Source organism: Alteromonas sp. KUL42, assembly GCF_006538325.1.
Classification (GTDB): Bacteria; Pseudomonadota; Gammaproteobacteria; order Enterobacterales; family Alteromonadaceae; genus Alteromonas.
The window spans coordinates 1-16,335 of record NZ_BJKK01000025.1 but is presented as its reverse complement, the minus strand read 5'-3'; the positions used below and the strand labels follow the sequence as shown (position 1 = coordinate 16,335).

Below are 16,335 nucleotides of genomic sequence, written 5' to 3'. Positions count from 1 at the left end.
TTTTGCTGCACATTCAAAACAAACATTAACGCTTTTCGAAACATCATTTAATTCATATCCCCCAACAAATACCGTTAGTGGAAATAATAATTCAAAAACACAAACCACTAATAAAAATAATATAAGCATACTCCCTATAAACGCATCATTACTAAAAAGTGCGTTTGTAGGTGATTCAATAAGCTTAAACTTACCAAATTACGCACAATTCGCGACTATAGACAAGAAAATATCAGGGCAATTTGATTCTGAAACTCTTTTTTTGCGTAGCTTATGGAAAGGTGTTCCTCTACTGTCAGCGATTACAATTTCCGAAAACAGTGTATTCATGACACTCTCATTCCCCAACGCGCAATACAGTGCCGTTGGTGATTGGAACAGCGTAGCAATACAAAAAGATGCTCCTTTAGCGCTATCTAATCGCTCAAGCTCTAGTGAATTACCGACAGATATTGTAAGTTTTGATACTAGAAAAACTAGCGTCTCTGAAAGTCACCAAAACTCAAGCATAGATAAAAAAAGTACGCTGGCTAAATTCCCCCAAAGAGCTTCGCGATCTACTCCGCTAGAGTCTATTCAAAATATACCTACGTTCGACCTTCTTGTTCTGTATACCAGCAATGCTCTTGAAGACATGAACAACGATCCTTTCGGCTTTATTGATCATCGAATAGCTTATACAAACGAAGTGTTCTTAACGTCAGGTATTAATGTTCAAGTCAATGCAGCAGCAACAATGGAAGTAACTGCAAACTATGACAACATGGATGCGCTCATAAATGATTTAATCTATCAAGCACCGCCTTTTACTGGTATAGCCCAAGAACGCGATAGACTAGGTGTTGATGCAGTAACAGCTATTTTCGCCTCTTCTCAGCCATTTGCTTTTGCGGTTGGTGGTGTTGCAACTAATTATTCACATTTTACACCAAACAATATTAACGACGGGCACTACAGTGTTGTTGGTTCTAAGTCGAATGCACATGTTTTTGCTCACGAAATTGGTCATAACCTGGGCCTTGGTCATTCTAGAGATGCGGGTGACTTTGGTTCAAACTTCGATTTTGGGGTTGGATATCGGGTTCCGCTACCTAGCAGTGATGGCTTTAATACTATTATGGCTTATGACACAACAGAAACAACGCTTATACCCTATTTTTCAAGCCCACATTTAAAATGTGGTGACATCCCTTGTGGTGTAACTGAAAGCGACAACGATTTTGGAAGTCATGCCGTAGAAGCTGTCAATAGAGTTGTGAATATAGCAACCAGAACTGGAGCGTTGAACGAGCAACCATTACTGGTTACTGAAGCACTTAGCCTTATTGAAGATCCCAAACTAAAACAATGCTTACAGGCCAAAATCAGTACGATGGGAGAGATAAAATTTGCCGCAGAATTAAAAGAATTAGTTTGTAGTACACCAGGTGTTAGTCGCTTAACTGGTTTAAGCGAATTTAGTGGACTTAGAAAATTAGAAATTTATCAAGCCGATGTTTCTGATATAACCGAGTTGAGCTACATTAGAACTTTGCACACTCTTTGGCTTGATAACAGTACTCAGAACAATATTATTGTTGAAAAAGGCTTTACTGATTTAGCAAACTTAACCGGATTATCTTTGTTATTTTTGGGTAATGTCGGCTTAACGGATGAAGATGCACAGTCAATTGTCAACGCCCTACCCCAACTCTACACCTTAAGCCTAAGAAAATCTGCTTTAACTGAAGCCCCGACGTTTTCTAACCACCCCAATTTAACCAATCTATACTTAGTTGACAGCAATATTAATGAGATAGACGGTTTACTGAATTTATCAGCATTAAAAGAGTTAGATTTGAGTGGTAACTCTAGCCTTACACTACCTACCGAAGGGTTTAACTTTCCACTACTCACTACGTTAAGGCTAGACACAACTGGCATAACTAACTTGGATGCGCTATCGAGACTTTCAGCACTTGAATACCTAAGCGCACAAAACAATGAAATTAGTGATATGCAGGGGATAAGAGCACTCACAAAACTAAGAAATATAAACCTGAGAGGTAACAAGCTTACTTCTTTGGCTTTTGGAGATTGGGCGGCTCTTGAGGTTCTCAATGTTGCAAACAACCAAATTATAAACCCTTCAGTTCCGTCGCTACCCAATTTAATGACTTTAAACTTAAGTGCTTCAGAAATGAATAACTTAGAGTTTGTTCGCAATCTACCTAACTTACTCGAACTCCATTTAGGAAATGTCGGGACGGCATCACTAGATGTGTTAACCAACTTAAGTTCACTGACAACACTTACTATTGAAGAAGCCGAGAATATCAACAATGATAATTGGCCTTCACTACCTTCGTTAGAAAAGTTGACGATTTCTGGTATTAAACAAGACAATATAAACTTCGTTTCAACTATGCCTAGACTAACATCATTTAGGATCGAGAGGTCTCCAGATATAAAAGACATTTCCGGCTTATTTTTATTGCCTTTCTTAAACGAAGTGGTTTTCTATTATCAATCGGATTACCTCGACAATAAGCCTTATTGTTGGCAAGTAGACTATCTAAAGAACGGTGCCTTTCGATCTTGGCGAAATTTTCAACTTTATGTCGATTACGGATGTAATGAAGAAGACGAAAACAGAGATTTCGATGGTGATGGTCGAACAAATAGGAAAGAGCTAGACGAAGGTACCGACCCAACGTCTAATAACACATCTGACTATAAAGCACTGGAAGTTATCGGTGAGATTTCCCCTGTATACGAAGGCGAAAAAACGAAAATTGGGTTAGTACGAAAAGGAAATGCCAGCAGCTCAATCAGCGTTGCCATCACTACTGAAGATGGCAGTGCCAAGCAGTACACAGATTATACTCCCGTTCAAACCTCGCTAACCTTTCAAGCTGGCGAGCGGTTTAAAATAATAGAAGTACAGAACTATTCAGTATACGACCAACCCAAAGATGACAAGACCTACAAAGTGCATATTGAAGGAATTTCACCATTTAGCTATACCGCGACAACTACAGTAACTATTGCAAAGCAATTGCAAGATTTCAATTTAGTCAAATGGTTCGAACTACCTGCAGTTTATTTTAATGACGACTATAGGTACTTTGTTTCCAACGACAATTTTATTGTTACACTTCGTCGTGACAATATAACTAATACCAGTGTTAATGTAGAACTGAATTGGGACGAACTTTCACCTGGTTCACTACAATATATATCCAATCCGCCCCAGTTCGTTGAATTTGCAGCAGGTGAAAAAAAGAAAGAGATAGTGATATCCGTAAATGGAATTGAAGAAAAAAACAACTGGAATGACGAGCTTTATTTCGTTTCATTAAGACTGAAAAGTGAGAAAAATCAATATCACGTTTATAACGATTCAGCATCAATTACTCTTGTACTCGGCAAACAAAATAACCTTAAAAAGCGTTCAGTACACGACATTAATCACAACGGTCAATCTGACTTAGTATTTTACAGACACACTAACAACAGCTTTGTTACTTCAGAATTTTTAAGTGAAGACATAGATCGTCATATCATGAAGTCTAATGGTGAGCATGTTATTCCTTTTATGGCTTTTCTAGACGGTAACGCTGAGCCTGATTTATTACTCTTTTCTCCAGACAGTCACATTTGGTCTATCTCAACTTCCAAATCAGAAATTGATGAACAAATCTACTTTGGCGATCGAAGTGGTGACATTCCTGTACCAGCAGATTATAACGGTGATGGGCTTACCGATATTGCCGTCGCAAGACCAACAACGGGTCATTGGATTATCAAATTCACGGGTACTAACACAATTTTCAGAAAACCTACGCGTTTTAGAAGTGGTTTCATACCCACAGTATCCGACTTTGACGGCGATGGTATTGACGATATCGGATATAGAAACCCTAAAACTGGAATGTGGTCCATTTATTATTCAGGTGGTTTTTCACATGCGAGTAATGAAGGAGGTAGCTTCGGCTCAATTTACTTTGGATCCCAAGAGGAAGACATTCCTGTGCATGGAGATTTTGATGGGGATGGTATTGACGATATAGCCATTAGGCGCCCTAGTATCGGTAGTTTCTTTATTAAATATTCATCTACTAGCAAAATTTACCGTACTTTTTTTGGTGCGCAAGCTACAGACATCCCAGTGGTGGAAGACTATGACGGAGATGGTAAAGCAGATATCGCTGTAAGGCGTGACAGCCAAAGTGGTATTTATATATTAAGTAGTAAAAACAATCATATACAGCGAAGAGGATTTGGTAGTAATGCTACGGATATTTTTACAGCCTCGCCTATAATGACAAAGATAGAAAAGCTCTCACTTCTCAGCCAAGGTAGTGACTTAACTAACAAAACAATTAGCTACAACGATGAATTCTTGAACGGAGAAATGATTCCGCCCAAGGCAGAAGAAGTAGAGATTGTAAGCTTTTGATAACCATGAAATTTCAGCCTTCCACATTCTGGGAGGCTGTTTCTTTTAATGCATCAAAGCTAAAGATAGCGGTTACGTTTGATGAGATTGAAAACTAACATTTTAGTTTTCGTGGGGAGGGAGTGCTTTCTTCCTTAAGCCAAGAGCATACTAACGTTTGCTTGTTAGCGTTTAATACGCCATCTATAACTGCTTTTTTAGCTTTGGGATGTTCCAAACCTAGCAGCATATGTTTCTTAACAAGTTCCTTATTCACTAAGAACAACCGCACGTTTCGCTCTGGTAACGACAACCCGATAGTTGCTATTACCGAGTGCACTTCGGGTGAGTTGGGGCCAAAAAAAGAAGCTTTAGAAAGATAATTTTGAAAACTGTCGTCCAATTCGTTTTTTAACCACTTTATGTATACTAAGTTAGCCCATGTAGCAGGCCAACTTGGTCTATGTTGAAGCGAAGTTAAATTTAATTCTTCTGCTTCATTGAGCAATTCCATTTTAGTTAGGGAATCTTCCTCATCAAGTGCCTTCCATTGCAATACGGCGCTTAGTGAGTCTGTATACAATGCAAAAGAAGGGTGTAGGTCTATTGCTCGTACTGCATATTGCTCGGCATTAGCGATTTGGCTTTTATCTACTAAGGAAGGACTAATTTGCCATTCATCAAGATAGTTTTTAGCGCCGTAGTACTGCAAATTAGCCAGCATCATAGAAATGGGTTGAACAGACAACAAGCAAGCACCAACAAAGCCACCTAGCAAAAGCAATTTATTTTTACGCCCCTTACTATTTAAGCCTTTAGATTTTGAATTCTTTCTTCTTGAGCTAGTACTTATTGAGTTACTTTTGATTGAGTTGCTAGTCATTAAACCAACACCCAGCAATTTCCATAGGGTTGTTGATACACAAATCTTCAGCACTGGACTTTCCAAAGCTGTCTTGCACAAATTTGAACGCGCCTGCTAATTCAGGGGGACGTTTGTGTAAATTATGCGTATCGGTAGCAATTACGTCTGCAAAGCCGTCATCTAACATTTTCAGTGCACACTGCTTAACTTTGTCGCCAAACGTACCGGTAATAGCACCTGCCGTTAATTGAAACAACAAACCTTTACCGCGCAGCCAACTTGCTTTGTTGTAATTAGAAAGAATATCTCTGTTGCGCTCTGGGTGGGCAATCATCGGTACAATCCCCTCGCCTTTCAACCAATTGACTAGCTGTTCAGTACCTGGTGGTATATGGCTATGTGGAAGCTCAAGCAGTAGCACAGGGCGCTTTTCAAAATAACCCAGAAAAGGCAATCTGTTGTTCTTTGCCATTTTCACTATGGTTGGGCTAATTCGCACTTCTGCAGCAAAATGGCTTTTGAGAGCTATGCCCTCTCGCCTTAGTGCAGACTTAAAAATCTCGTGGGTACTTTCGATTATCTCAATATCGTTATCGAAGTACCCTTCGTGAATATGGGGGGTGCATACAACATGAGTGATACCAGATTCGTAAGCATATTTTGCCAATGCCATGGCATCAGAAATATTTTTGGCACCATCATCAATGCCTGGCAGCAAATGGCAGTGTAGATCAATCACGTATGCTGTCTCGATTGGGTTTTATGCTTGATTACTTTTTGCGCCAGAAGCTGTACTGGTGTCGGTATCTGCTCCGTAACCATATTGGTCATAATAACCGGTATAAGCATAATTACTGCTTGCCTTCTTAATATCCACTTGGTTTAAAATAACGCCGTCAATGCGTTTACCCACTCGCATAAAGCGCTCCAGGCCACTGGAAACAAGCTTTTCGTTAGTTGCATCAGCTTTAACAACATAAAGTAAAGTATCGGCTTGCTCACTTACAATAATAGCATCACTTACCGCTTGAGTTGGTGCTGTATCAATAATAATGTGCTCATAATCATTTCTTAATGCGTCAATGACTTCTTTAAAATTGTTACTCATCAATAACTCTTGCGCATTAGGAGAGCTTGAGCCCGCTGTAATAACGTCTATGCCCGATGCAACGTCGTTACACAAACATTCGTCCAGCGTATGTGTTCCCGCTATAAGGTTAGACAACCCAGGTTGGAAACCTGGCAGACCAAAGCGCTTTGCCACCGAGGGTTTTCTTAAGTCAGCATCTATAAGTAGTGTTTTTCCAAGCTGCCCCATGGCAAAACCCAAATTAATAGAAACGGTTGTTTTACCCTCTTTAGGTACACTAGAGGTCACCATCACAACTTTTTTGTCGCCAGACAAGTCAAGCAGCTGTATGCTTGTTCGAAGGGTTCTGATAGCTTCACTGAATGTGTGGTTCGACTTATCAAAGAACTCGCGTAAAGGCAGGTCTTCTTTTTTCTTGTGCGGCTGCCAAGGGATCAGCCCCATCATACGCTGGCCCAACTTGCGCTCTACATCGTCTACTGAGCGTACACCGCTGTTTAAAAAGTCTAGCACTAACGCAATGAAAACACCAAAACCTAACGTTAGAATAAGTGTTGCTACCAATATAATGCTTTTCTTAGGCTTGGCAGGCTCTGTTGGCATGGTTGCCTTGTCTAGCACCCGAGCATTAGCCGTTTCAAACCCTTCCACTTCGCTGGTTTCTTGAAGTCGTGTGAAAAATGAATCGTAAAGTTGCTGGTTAGTGTCCACTTCCCGTTGTAACACTTTGCGTTTAGATTCTAAGGTAGTCAGCTTCCTAAACTCTTCTTTAGCACTGCTAACAGCCAACCTTAGTCGGTTTACCTGAGATTGAGCTTGACGATATTCACTGGTGATCCCAGAGATAAGTGCCGCAACTTGATTTTGGAGTGTTTGCTTAACAGAAGCCAACTCAGCTTGAGCAGAAATCATTTTTTGGTGCTTCGGGCCATACACTTTGCTTAATTCAGACACATTGCTTTCAGCTTTTAGTTCGGCCTCTTTAACATTTTGAATAGAAGGATGGTTTTGTACAGCTGGCATGGCTGCAAGCTCTGTAGGGTCGCCATTAAAATTTTGAACTTGTTCGTAAATAATTTCACTTTGCTTTAAACGATTTTCTGCTTGCAGTAATTGTTCGCTTAAACCTGAAAGCTCTTCTGACGCTAAACCTACAACGCCGTCTAGATCGACCAACTGTTCGCGTTCGTAAAACTCTGCAAGCTTTCTTTCCGACGCTTCAAGCTTTGTACGCAACCCTTCTAAACTGTCATTTAACCAGGTTGTTGCTTTGCTTGTCATATCAAACTTAGCTTCAAGATAGTTGTCTATGTAAACTTCAGCCACTGTGTTAGCGATAAGTGCAGCAAGTTTCGGAGACTCACTCATGTACGAAATTTTAACCACTTGGGTATTCGCAACAGGCGTTATAGACAACTCTTCAGAAAACAAAGAAATCAATTTCTCTTTGCGTAACTCTGCTTTTTCTTGTTCACTTAACGGCTCAGCATCCTTTTGCGGAAGAAAAGTCAGCACGCCTTTTATTGAGGCTTTGATGTCATTTATAAGAGAGGCTTCTCCTTCGTTTAGCATCTCCACAAAAATAGGATTATTACCCAAATCCAGCTTATCTACGACCTTTTCGGCGATATGTCTCGATTTTAAAATTTCGTACTGAGTTTCAAAGTATTCTTTTTTGGATGAATCCAAACCGTATACTTGCTCAATTGAAACAATGTTGGTTTCTTCTGACTCAATTAAAAGTGACGATGTTGCTTTGAAGATAGGTGTCATTGATAAAACAATGAGGGCTACAAGAAATGTAATAACAATTGAGAGACTAAATATACGCCACTTACTTTGATTAATAACTCTAAAGTAATGGGTTAAATCAATGATGTCCTCGTCCGCATCTTGCTGTGCGGTTCTAATATCGTTTCCTTCGGAAAGCATAAAACGTCCAGTTAGCTAATTAGAAAAAACTCTGTTCTATGTTAATAATGTCGCCAGGCAAAATTTGCATATACCTGTCAGCATTTAACGTTAACTGCTCTCCATTCACAGTTCGGTCTACATAAATTTTGGTTTTTGATGCGCGTTCGGTATATCCACCTGCAAGCGCAGCGGCTTTATCAATAGTTAATCCAGGCTGAAAAGGGTAGCCACCGGGGTTTTTCACTTCACCATTAATAAAGAATGGGCGATATTCAACAATACCAACCGAAACTGAGGGGTTTATTAAGTAATCGCCTTTTAAGCCTTCGTAAATGAAGCTCTCTAAACTACTAACAGTCATACCGATAACTTTAATTTCACCCAAATAGGGGTAATTAATTACCCCTATATCGGTTAATCGCGTTTCTAAAGACAAGTCATCTTGTCCATACACTGAAATACGTACGGTATCGCCCGAGCCTAAAGTGTATTGGTTAAATAATCCATCCTGAGCAAACACACTATTAAAGCATGTTACTGCAAGAAGAATTAAAGCAAAAACTCTGTTCATGTGTGCAAATTAAAGCGTTACGTTAACGGTAAAAGTAACAATATTTCTATCGAAGTCAATAACGTTTTGATTGCTGTCGCGCTGATCAAACGTGTAGCCCGCCTGAAATGCCAAGTAACGCTGTGCTTGGTAGTTAATAGAAAACGTTGCTGTAGTATTGTCGTCTACGCGAGTAGAATTAGCACCAGTGTATTCATCTTGAGAGTAAGCTAAATTTATTGTAGTCGACACACGGTCTAACCATTCATGATCCCACTTCACTTGAAACGTTTGTGTATCAATAAAATCGCCTTCACCATTTGTCTCGCTGGTATTTGCAAAAGTCGAAAAATCGACTGTTGAATATGTTCTTGGCGTCCATATCACACCAATTTTCCAATCAAGCCCACTGAAATCTTCTCTATCGCCATCATCAAATTCTTTTTGTCGGTGGCCTAATTTTATATAGCCGGTTGTTTTCGCTGTGGTATCCCACTCTACACCGACAAGTAGTCGCAATTCTTCACTGTCTAGCGGTGCAGTCGGGTCAAGCGCGAAGTCATAGTTAATGTCATTATAAATAACATCAAATGTCATATCTGTCGCAGGCATAACGTTGTAGTAAAACGTACCACCTAAGGTTGTAGTATCTCTATCGCGGCTTCTATATATGGGCGTATCAATATCGTAGTCAGTGTCACTATAACCCACATTGACGTCTAATCGTCCTGTTGAGGTAAGCGCACCATAAGAATAGGTTGCATCGAACTTGTAGCTTTTGTAGGTATCGGGCGTTTCTAGTTCTTCACCACGCCCAATTGAGAAATTGGTACCACGTTCATCGTGTTCATCAGTATAAATTGCTAATACTTCTAATCGGTTTCGTACGTTAAATTCAAATTTACCCAAGGCATTTAACAAGTGATCGGTGTAATCATCAACGTTACTAGAAAAATAATCGCCTCGTTCTAATCGATATCCAAACTGAACCTCGTTAAGTCCATATGAATTGACAAGAATAAGTTCAGGCGCAATGGTTGATTTCCAACTCTCTATTTCGCTGTCGTTTGACCGTATAACGTTATCGTCATGTCCAAACTCTGCATTCAACGAGGGATATAAATCGAAGCCACCAACATCAATACTTGCTGGCGTTTGTGCAATGGCTTTACCGCATACTATCGCACTTATTACTGTGACTAAGCATTTTTTCTGCATACTGTTCATGACGTTTCCCTATTAACCTATATATGCGTTTAAACTAAAGCCTTGCCATATTCACCAGAAACTGCGGTAGAAGAAAATAATGACAAAAAAGGCTTTACGTTTGAATGTCCAATTTATCTAATAAAACTTTGTGAAAGTACGTTGATGATTCACGTACCCTAACCATCAAAAATGTTTAGTAATTCACCAGCACTGGATAGTATCTTTACCTTTTAGCTATTCGACTAATACTAGTCTATAGTCAGCTGTCTCGGCAGAGATCGATACTATGCAATGTCAAATTAATGGCAATGAAGATTTTTTATAATATCTCTTACGGCAATTATCACTTCCAATACATATGATGTCAGTTATTTCACCTGTGTCAATTGCTTATTCGACTTTAGCACGAATAATAATGATTGAATGTTAAACCTTGTTTAAGTGGGAAATTGACAATTTTTTGACATTAAGCAAATTAAAAACAAAGATCGCTTGCAAGCTCACTGAATCCACGCCATTATTTTAGTCCAGTAACACGTAAAGCAACAAACCGTGCCTAAGAATGCACAAAGTTAAATAAAGTTGTGTACGTGCTGGTTGCAGTAAGCAATAAATCATTGCCTGACATGTAGTTTAAAGATGACTTCTCAATTTAAATGGGCTGCATATTATGGCTAAATTAGAATATGACGTATTAAACACGGATTTTACTTTGTCTTCATCTTCTGGCAACGGTGGTTTTATTGTTCGAAACCAAAGTAGCTTCTCCACCCTTTACAGATTAGTCGACCTCGTCGTAATACTTTTTACTTGGTACGTTTGTTATTACGCTTTTGATGTGTCGATAAATAGCAGCGCTCTTGTTCTAGCACTGTGTTTTTCCATTGTATTTCAACTATGTGCTGAAGCGCTTGAATTATATCGCTCTTGGCGAGGTGCTAGTACATCACAAATAGTTAAAGCTACGGCTTTCTGTTGGGCAATAACATGTTTGCTAACACTCACATGCGGTTATTTTTTTGCTGAAGCTTCTACGCAAACCCCACTCCCCATTATCAGTTGGTTTTCATCATCACTTCTAACGCTAGGTACTTGGCGTTATGTTATGCGTGCTTTCCTATTCAAAATAAGAAAAACAGGTATGAATTCCCGACAGGCAATCATTGTCGGTGCTACCAAAATTGGCCAAGAACTGGCACAGCAAATTAAAGGTCATGATGAATTAGGCATTCGCTTTTTAGGCTTTTACGATGACAGACAGCCAGAGCGTCTACCTGATGCAATGCAGATTCACTTAAAAGGAACCGTTCAGCAAGCTGTTGAATTGGCAAAAAGCAATAAAGTGGATTATATCTATATTGCCCTTCCAATGGGGGCTGAAAATAGAATAAAAGAAATTCTTCATTACTGTTCAGACACGACAGCCAACGTGTATCTTATACCTAATTTCTTTGTGTATAACTTAATGAATTCCAGATGGCAGAGTTTTGGTTCTGTTCAAGCGCTCAGTATATTCGATACGCCATTTCAAGGAGCCAGTGAAGCGTTAAAACGCTTAGAAGACATTGTATTAAGCATTTTATTTTTAACAATTCTTGCCATTCCGATGGCTATTATTGCAGCCGCAGTAAAACTTACCTCTCCCGGCCCAGCAATATTTAAGCAGAAACGCTACGGATTAGACGGTAAGCAGATATTAGTTTATAAATTTCGCTCTATGTCTACGCAAGACAACGGTAATGTTGTAAAACAAGCCACTAAAAATGACCCTCGAATTACTAAGCTTGGGGCATTTTTAAGGAAAACGTCACTTGATGAACTGCCTCAATTTATCAACGTTTTACAAGGTCGAATGTCTATAGTAGGCCCTCGTCCACATGCTGTTGCGCATAATGAAGAGTATAGAAAAATAATTTCTGGCTACATGTTACGTCACAAAGTACGCCCAGGTATTACTGGTTGGGCGCAAATAAACGGCTTTAGAGGCGAAACCGACACCGTTGAAAAGATGGAAAAAAGAGTACAATTCGACCTTGATTACATTCACAACTGGTCCGTTTGGTTAGATATAAAGATAATAATAAAAACGGCAATAAACGCATTAATAGACAAAAATGCTTACTAGAACACAATTTAGTTAGCCCGTTGATTGTGATACTCGTACGAAAGTCGTCTTAAATTAATGAATAATTTTCCAATACACACTTTTTTCAATAAGTACGAGATAGTGCTACACTCCAGCGCTGTTACAAATAAAATATTGACGACCTACCAACAATTTTTTAATTTGTCCGTCTATTAACTATAAAATGGAAATTATGAGCGACGATAACCCTCACTCTACCAACGGCTCATCAGGCAAGAGTTGGTTAGATAAACTAAAGAATTCAATTTCTGGCGAGCCGAGAAGTAAAGAAGAGTTAGTATCTGTCATCACTGATGCTGAACTCAACGAAATCATAGATCCTCAAACCCGTGAAATGATTGAAGGGGTAATTGGGGTAAATGAAATGCGAGTAAGGGATATAATGATCCCTCGCGCTCAAATGACAACCATAGATGTTGAGCAAACGGTAGAAGAGTTTTTACCGCTTATGCTTGAATCTGCTCATTCCCGTTTTCCTGTTATCAGCGAAGATAAAGACCATATCGAAGGTATTTTATTAGCTAAAGACCTCCTTGCTTTTGCATTTAATACCGAAAAAGAATTCAACCTTCGCGACATTCTTCGCCCAGCGGTTATTGTTCCCGAAAGTAAACGTGTTGATGTACTGTTGAAAGAGTTTCGTCAGCAGCGCTATCACATGGCAATTGTTGTGGATGAATACGGTGGTGTATCTGGTTTGGTAACCATTGAAGATATTCTTGAGATCATCGTCGGTGAAATTGAAGACGAATACGATGTTGAAGAAGACGGTACTGATGATATTCGCCCGTTAAACAAATCGACGTACTCAGTAAAGGCGCTCACACCTGTTGATGATTTCAATGAATTCTTTGAAACAAAATTCAGTGAAGAAGAAGCAGATACTATTGGCGGTATTGTGCTTAAAGCGTTTGGTCATATGCCTGAAACTAACGACGAAATTCAAATTGGTGAAATGACATTCAAAGTTACCAACTCTGATAAACGTCGTCTTATTCAACTGAAAGTGTCTGTACCTTCGCTGGAATAGCGCAAACCTTAGCGAACACATAACTACGATGTTGAAACGGTATTTACCGCATCTTTTACTGATATTAAGCGGCGCTAGTCTCACTTTGGCTTTTGCGCCCTTTAATATGTGGTTACTTACACTACCTGCACTTGCTCTAGCCGTTCGGCAAATTATTAAGCTTAAGCACCAAACATTTTTAGCCGGCTGGTTATTTGGTATGGGGTGGTTTGGCGCGGGTATTAGTTGGGTACATGTCAGTATTGCCGACTTTGGGGGACTGCCCCTTATTGCGTCGATTGCCTTAATGGTTGCACTTTGCGGTTACTTATCGCTCTACCCTGCATTAGCCTTTAAATTAACATCCAAGTACTTCGCCCCGCGGCTTTGGCCTCTTGCACTGCCTTTTTTCTGGGTATTCGCCGAATGGCTCAGAAGCTGGATGTTAACAGGCTTCCCTTGGTTGTCATTAGGTTACAGTCAACTTTATAGCCCGCTTGCGGGGTTTGTACCTTTGATTGGCGAAGCAGGGGTAACTGCACTTATCGTAATCGTTGCCACCTCTATTGCACTTATTAATAATAAACGAACCTTGGCAAATGCTTCGCTTATTACCGTTTGTTTGTTAGTTTGTGGTGTTGTACTTAAACAGCACGATTGGGTTTTACCAAAGCACACCTATAACGTAGGAATGGCTCAGGGGAATATAGCTCAAAGTTTGCGTTGGACCCCAGAGCAAGATGAACCCACTATGCAGACCTACAAAGGTTTAACCGAAGGTCTTTGGACTAATGACCTTATCATTTGGCCAGAAGCTGCTGTACCGAAGCTTGAACCACTCGCTCAACCTTTTTTATCAATGCTTAACGAGCGCGCCTTTAAAGAAAACACTGCATTAATTACTGGTATAGTTAATTACAACTGGGAAACTGATGAAGCATGGAATAACTTAATTGTACTAGGCAAGCGTACACCAGATGCACGTTATCCCGACTATCAGTATTTTCACAACAATCGGTTTTCTAAACATCATTTACTGCCAGTAGGTGAATTTGTTCCTTTTGAAGACTGGCTGCGACCACTGGCGCCCCTTTTTGATTTGCCAATGTCTTCGTTTTCCCGTGGGAATTACCAACAACCAAATTTACAAGCCAATGGTATTTATCTTGCCCCTGCCATTTGTTTTGAAATCGCCTTCCCCAATCAGGTAATGGCAAATCTATATTCAGAAACAGACATGATAATTACTGTCAGTAATGATGCTTGGTTTGGCCGTTCACATGGCCCCGCTCAGCACTTGCAAATTGCACAAATGCGCGCACTTGAACTTGGCCGCCCCGTGCTTCGTGCAACCAATAACGGCATTACCGCCTTTATCAATCACAAAGGCGAAGTTAAAAGTGTTTTACCCCAATTTGAAACAGCAAGTATTTCAGCGCCAGTTGTCGCAACAACTGGCTTTACACCGTATTACCATCTGCAAGGCCTAGGTGTATGGTTTATAGTTATTGGCTTGTTTGTTGCAGCTTATATACTCCGTAGAATGCACTAAAGCCTGCGCATCTTTGTTTCATTTTTTAGTCATACTGCCCACAAATGTACTTATTTGGGCCCACCCAACCGCGTACATTTGCGATTGCCTGACTAAAAATGACTCATGCACACTTTATAAACAAAGATAAACAGGCTCTAGAGCGTGCTCTTAAAACCATAACAATAATTATCGAGGTAAACATAGTGAATTGGATTTCTCGTTTTTCAAAGCAATCCGTGGCCATCGCATTATCAACTTTTATTACCAGTACCGCATGGGCTGAAACCATTGTTATTACCGCAGACCGATTGGTAGACGTTACCAATGGGAACGTTATAAAAAATGCTGCAGTCGTGGTTGATGACAACATCATTACTGCTGCAGGTGCAGTAGCAAGTATTTCGTTGCCAACTGATGCAGCACGTATCGATTTAGGCGACTCTACGCTCATGCCGGGTCTTATGGATATGCACGTGCACTTAACCAGTGACGCTACCCGTCATGGCTATAAGCGACTTGAAGTATCATTACCCCGCGCAGCCATTACTGGGGTTAAACACGCTAAAGCCACGTTAGAAGCTGGCTTTACAACCGTGCGCAATGTGGGAGCACCAGGCTTTGCCGATGTCGCGCTTCGTGATGCAATAAACGCAGGCGATGTTGAAGGCCCGAGAATGTTTGTAGCTGGCCCAAGCCTTGGTGTTACTGGTGGCCACTGTGATAGTAATTTACTGCCATATGAGTACGATAACTACAGTGAAGGCGTTGCAGATGGACCATGGGAAGTGCGTAAAACAGTACGTCGCAATATTAAGTACGGCGCTACGGTTATCAAATTCTGTGCAACGGGTGGTGTACTGTCAAAAGGTACGAAAGTAGGTGCACAGCAATACACGTTTGAAGAAATGAAGGCTCTGATTGATGAAGCACATTTGCGCGGCTTAACAGTTGCCACACACGCTCACGGCACCAGTGGCATTAAAGATGCTATTAAAGCTGGTGTAGACTCTGTTGAGCATGTCAGCTTACTTGATGACGAGGCAATCGCCCTAGCAAAAGAAAACGGCACGTATTTCTCGATGGACATCTATGTTACCGAATACATTCTAGGTGAAGGTGAAAAGGCTGGTATATTAGAAGAAAGCCTGAATAAAGAACGTATTGTAGGCAAAACCCAGCGCGAAAACTTTAAAAAAGCGGTTAATGCGGGCGTAAACATGGTATTTGGCTCAGATGCCGGTGTATATCCCCATGGCGACAACCCCAAGCAGTTTGCGCGCATGGTAAAATTTGGTATGACTCCAATGCAGGCTATTCAGGCCGCTACTATCAACCCTGCCCGCTTGCTTAAACAAGAGGCGACACTGGGTAGTTTGGACAAAGGTAAATTTGCGGATATCGTTGCCGTGCCTGGAAACCCAATGGAAGACATGAGTTTAATGGAGAATGTTGGCTTTGTTATGAAAGACGGTAGCATTGTAAAACAATACGCCATGTAAATTCATAGCTAATGCGTATTGACCTTTTCGGTACATCTTTGCAGCAAAGGCCAACACGCTATAGTTACTATTTGAAAAAATATAAAAAACCACCTTAGA

Annotated in this window: 10 protein-coding genes; 5 read left to right on the top strand and 5 right to left on the bottom strand. The window is 40.3% G+C overall.

The window, feature by feature from the left end; all coding sequences use genetic code 11:
• The first annotated feature begins 328 nt into the window (after positions 1-328).
• Complete coding sequence (locus EYR97_RS20515; RefSeq protein ID WP_165478119.1) at positions 329-4,441, top strand: Calx-beta domain-containing protein; 4,113 nt, start codon at positions 329-331, stop codon at positions 4,439-4,441.
• A 94-nt stretch (positions 4,442-4,535) separates the two neighbouring features.
• Here the strand turns inward: EYR97_RS20515 and EYR97_RS20510 are convergent, their stop codons facing one another.
• The 5 genes from EYR97_RS20510 to EYR97_RS20490 are packed head-to-tail and all read right to left on the bottom strand — an operon-like array spanning position 4,536 to position 10,066.
• A complete protein-coding gene (locus EYR97_RS20510) occupies positions 4,536-5,303 on the bottom strand; it encodes a VpsP family polysaccharide biosynthesis protein (RefSeq protein WP_131095626.1) in 768 nt (255 codons plus the stop codon).
• Positions 5,296-6,024 (bottom strand): tyrosine-protein phosphatase, encoded by a 729-nt coding sequence (locus EYR97_RS20505; RefSeq protein ID WP_131095625.1) that lies wholly within the window; start codon positions 6,022-6,024, stop codon positions 5,296-5,298. The genes EYR97_RS20510 and EYR97_RS20505 overlap by 8 nt, the downstream gene beginning before the upstream one ends.
• A gap of 21 nt (positions 6,025-6,045) precedes the next feature.
• Positions 6,046-8,307, bottom strand: a complete 2,262-nt coding sequence (locus EYR97_RS20500) for a polysaccharide biosynthesis tyrosine autokinase (RefSeq protein WP_131095624.1) — start codon at positions 8,305-8,307, stop codon at positions 6,046-6,048.
• Between the two features lie 19 nt (positions 8,308-8,326).
• Positions 8,327-8,860 carry a polysaccharide biosynthesis/export family protein gene (locus EYR97_RS20495; protein WP_131095623.1) on the bottom strand — a complete coding sequence of 178 codons (534 nt, stop codon included), beginning with the start codon at positions 8,858-8,860 and terminating at the stop codon, positions 8,327-8,329.
• Between the two features lie 9 nt (positions 8,861-8,869).
• Positions 8,870-10,066, bottom strand: coding sequence for an outer membrane beta-barrel protein (locus EYR97_RS20490; RefSeq protein WP_131095622.1), 1,197 nt, complete (start codon positions 10,064-10,066; stop codon positions 8,870-8,872).
• A 652-nt stretch (positions 10,067-10,718) separates the two neighbouring features.
• On the opposite strand from EYR97_RS20490, the gene EYR97_RS20485 reads away from it, so the two are divergent.
• From EYR97_RS20485 to EYR97_RS20470, 4 genes are all read left to right on the top strand, one after another.
• Positions 10,719-12,173 (top strand): undecaprenyl-phosphate glucose phosphotransferase, encoded by a 1,455-nt coding sequence (locus EYR97_RS20485; protein WP_131095621.1) that lies wholly within the window; start codon positions 10,719-10,721, stop codon positions 12,171-12,173.
• A gap of 193 nt (positions 12,174-12,366) precedes the next feature.
• On the top strand, positions 12,367-13,224 hold the full coding sequence (gene corC, locus EYR97_RS20480) for a CNNM family magnesium/cobalt transport protein CorC (protein WP_131095620.1): 858 nt from the start codon (positions 12,367-12,369) through the stop codon (positions 13,222-13,224).
• Positions 13,225-13,252: 28 nt separating this feature from the next.
• The gene (gene lnt / locus EYR97_RS20475) at positions 13,253-14,755 is read left to right on the top strand and encodes an apolipoprotein N-acyltransferase (RefSeq protein ID WP_131095619.1); all 1,503 of its coding nucleotides are present in this window, start codon (positions 13,253-13,255) and stop codon (positions 14,753-14,755) included.
• 185 nt (positions 14,756-14,940) lie between these two features.
• Positions 14,941-16,236 carry an amidohydrolase family protein gene (locus tag EYR97_RS20470; RefSeq protein ID WP_131095618.1) on the top strand — a complete coding sequence of 432 codons (1,296 nt, stop codon included), beginning with the start codon at positions 14,941-14,943 and terminating at the stop codon, positions 16,234-16,236.
• The last annotated feature ends 99 nt before the right edge of the window (positions 16,237-16,335 follow it).

Bases quoted from the DNA above. Each gene is read 5' to 3' on its own strand.
- EYR97_RS20515 (WP_165478119.1), top strand. From the start codon at position 329: ATGACACTCTCATTCCCCAACGCGCAATACAGTGCCGTTGGTGATTGG.
- EYR97_RS20510 (WP_131095626.1), bottom strand. From the start codon at position 5,303: ATGACTAGCAACTCAATCAAAAGTAACTCAATAAGTACTAGCTCAAGA.
- EYR97_RS20500 (WP_131095624.1), bottom strand. From the start codon at position 8,307: ATGCTTTCCGAAGGAAACGATATTAGAACCGCACAGCAAGATGCGGAC.
- EYR97_RS20495 (WP_131095623.1), bottom strand. From the start codon at position 8,860: ATGAACAGAGTTTTTGCTTTAATTCTTCTTGCAGTAACATGCTTTAAT.
- EYR97_RS20490 (WP_131095622.1), bottom strand. From the start codon at position 10,066: ATGAACAGTATGCAGAAAAAATGCTTAGTCACAGTAATAAGTGCGATA.
- EYR97_RS20485 (WP_131095621.1), top strand. From the start codon at position 10,719: ATGGCTAAATTAGAATATGACGTATTAAACACGGATTTTACTTTGTCT.
- corC (WP_131095620.1), top strand. From the start codon at position 12,367: ATGAGCGACGATAACCCTCACTCTACCAACGGCTCATCAGGCAAGAGT.
- lnt (WP_131095619.1), top strand. From the start codon at position 13,253: ATGTTGAAACGGTATTTACCGCATCTTTTACTGATATTAAGCGGCGCT.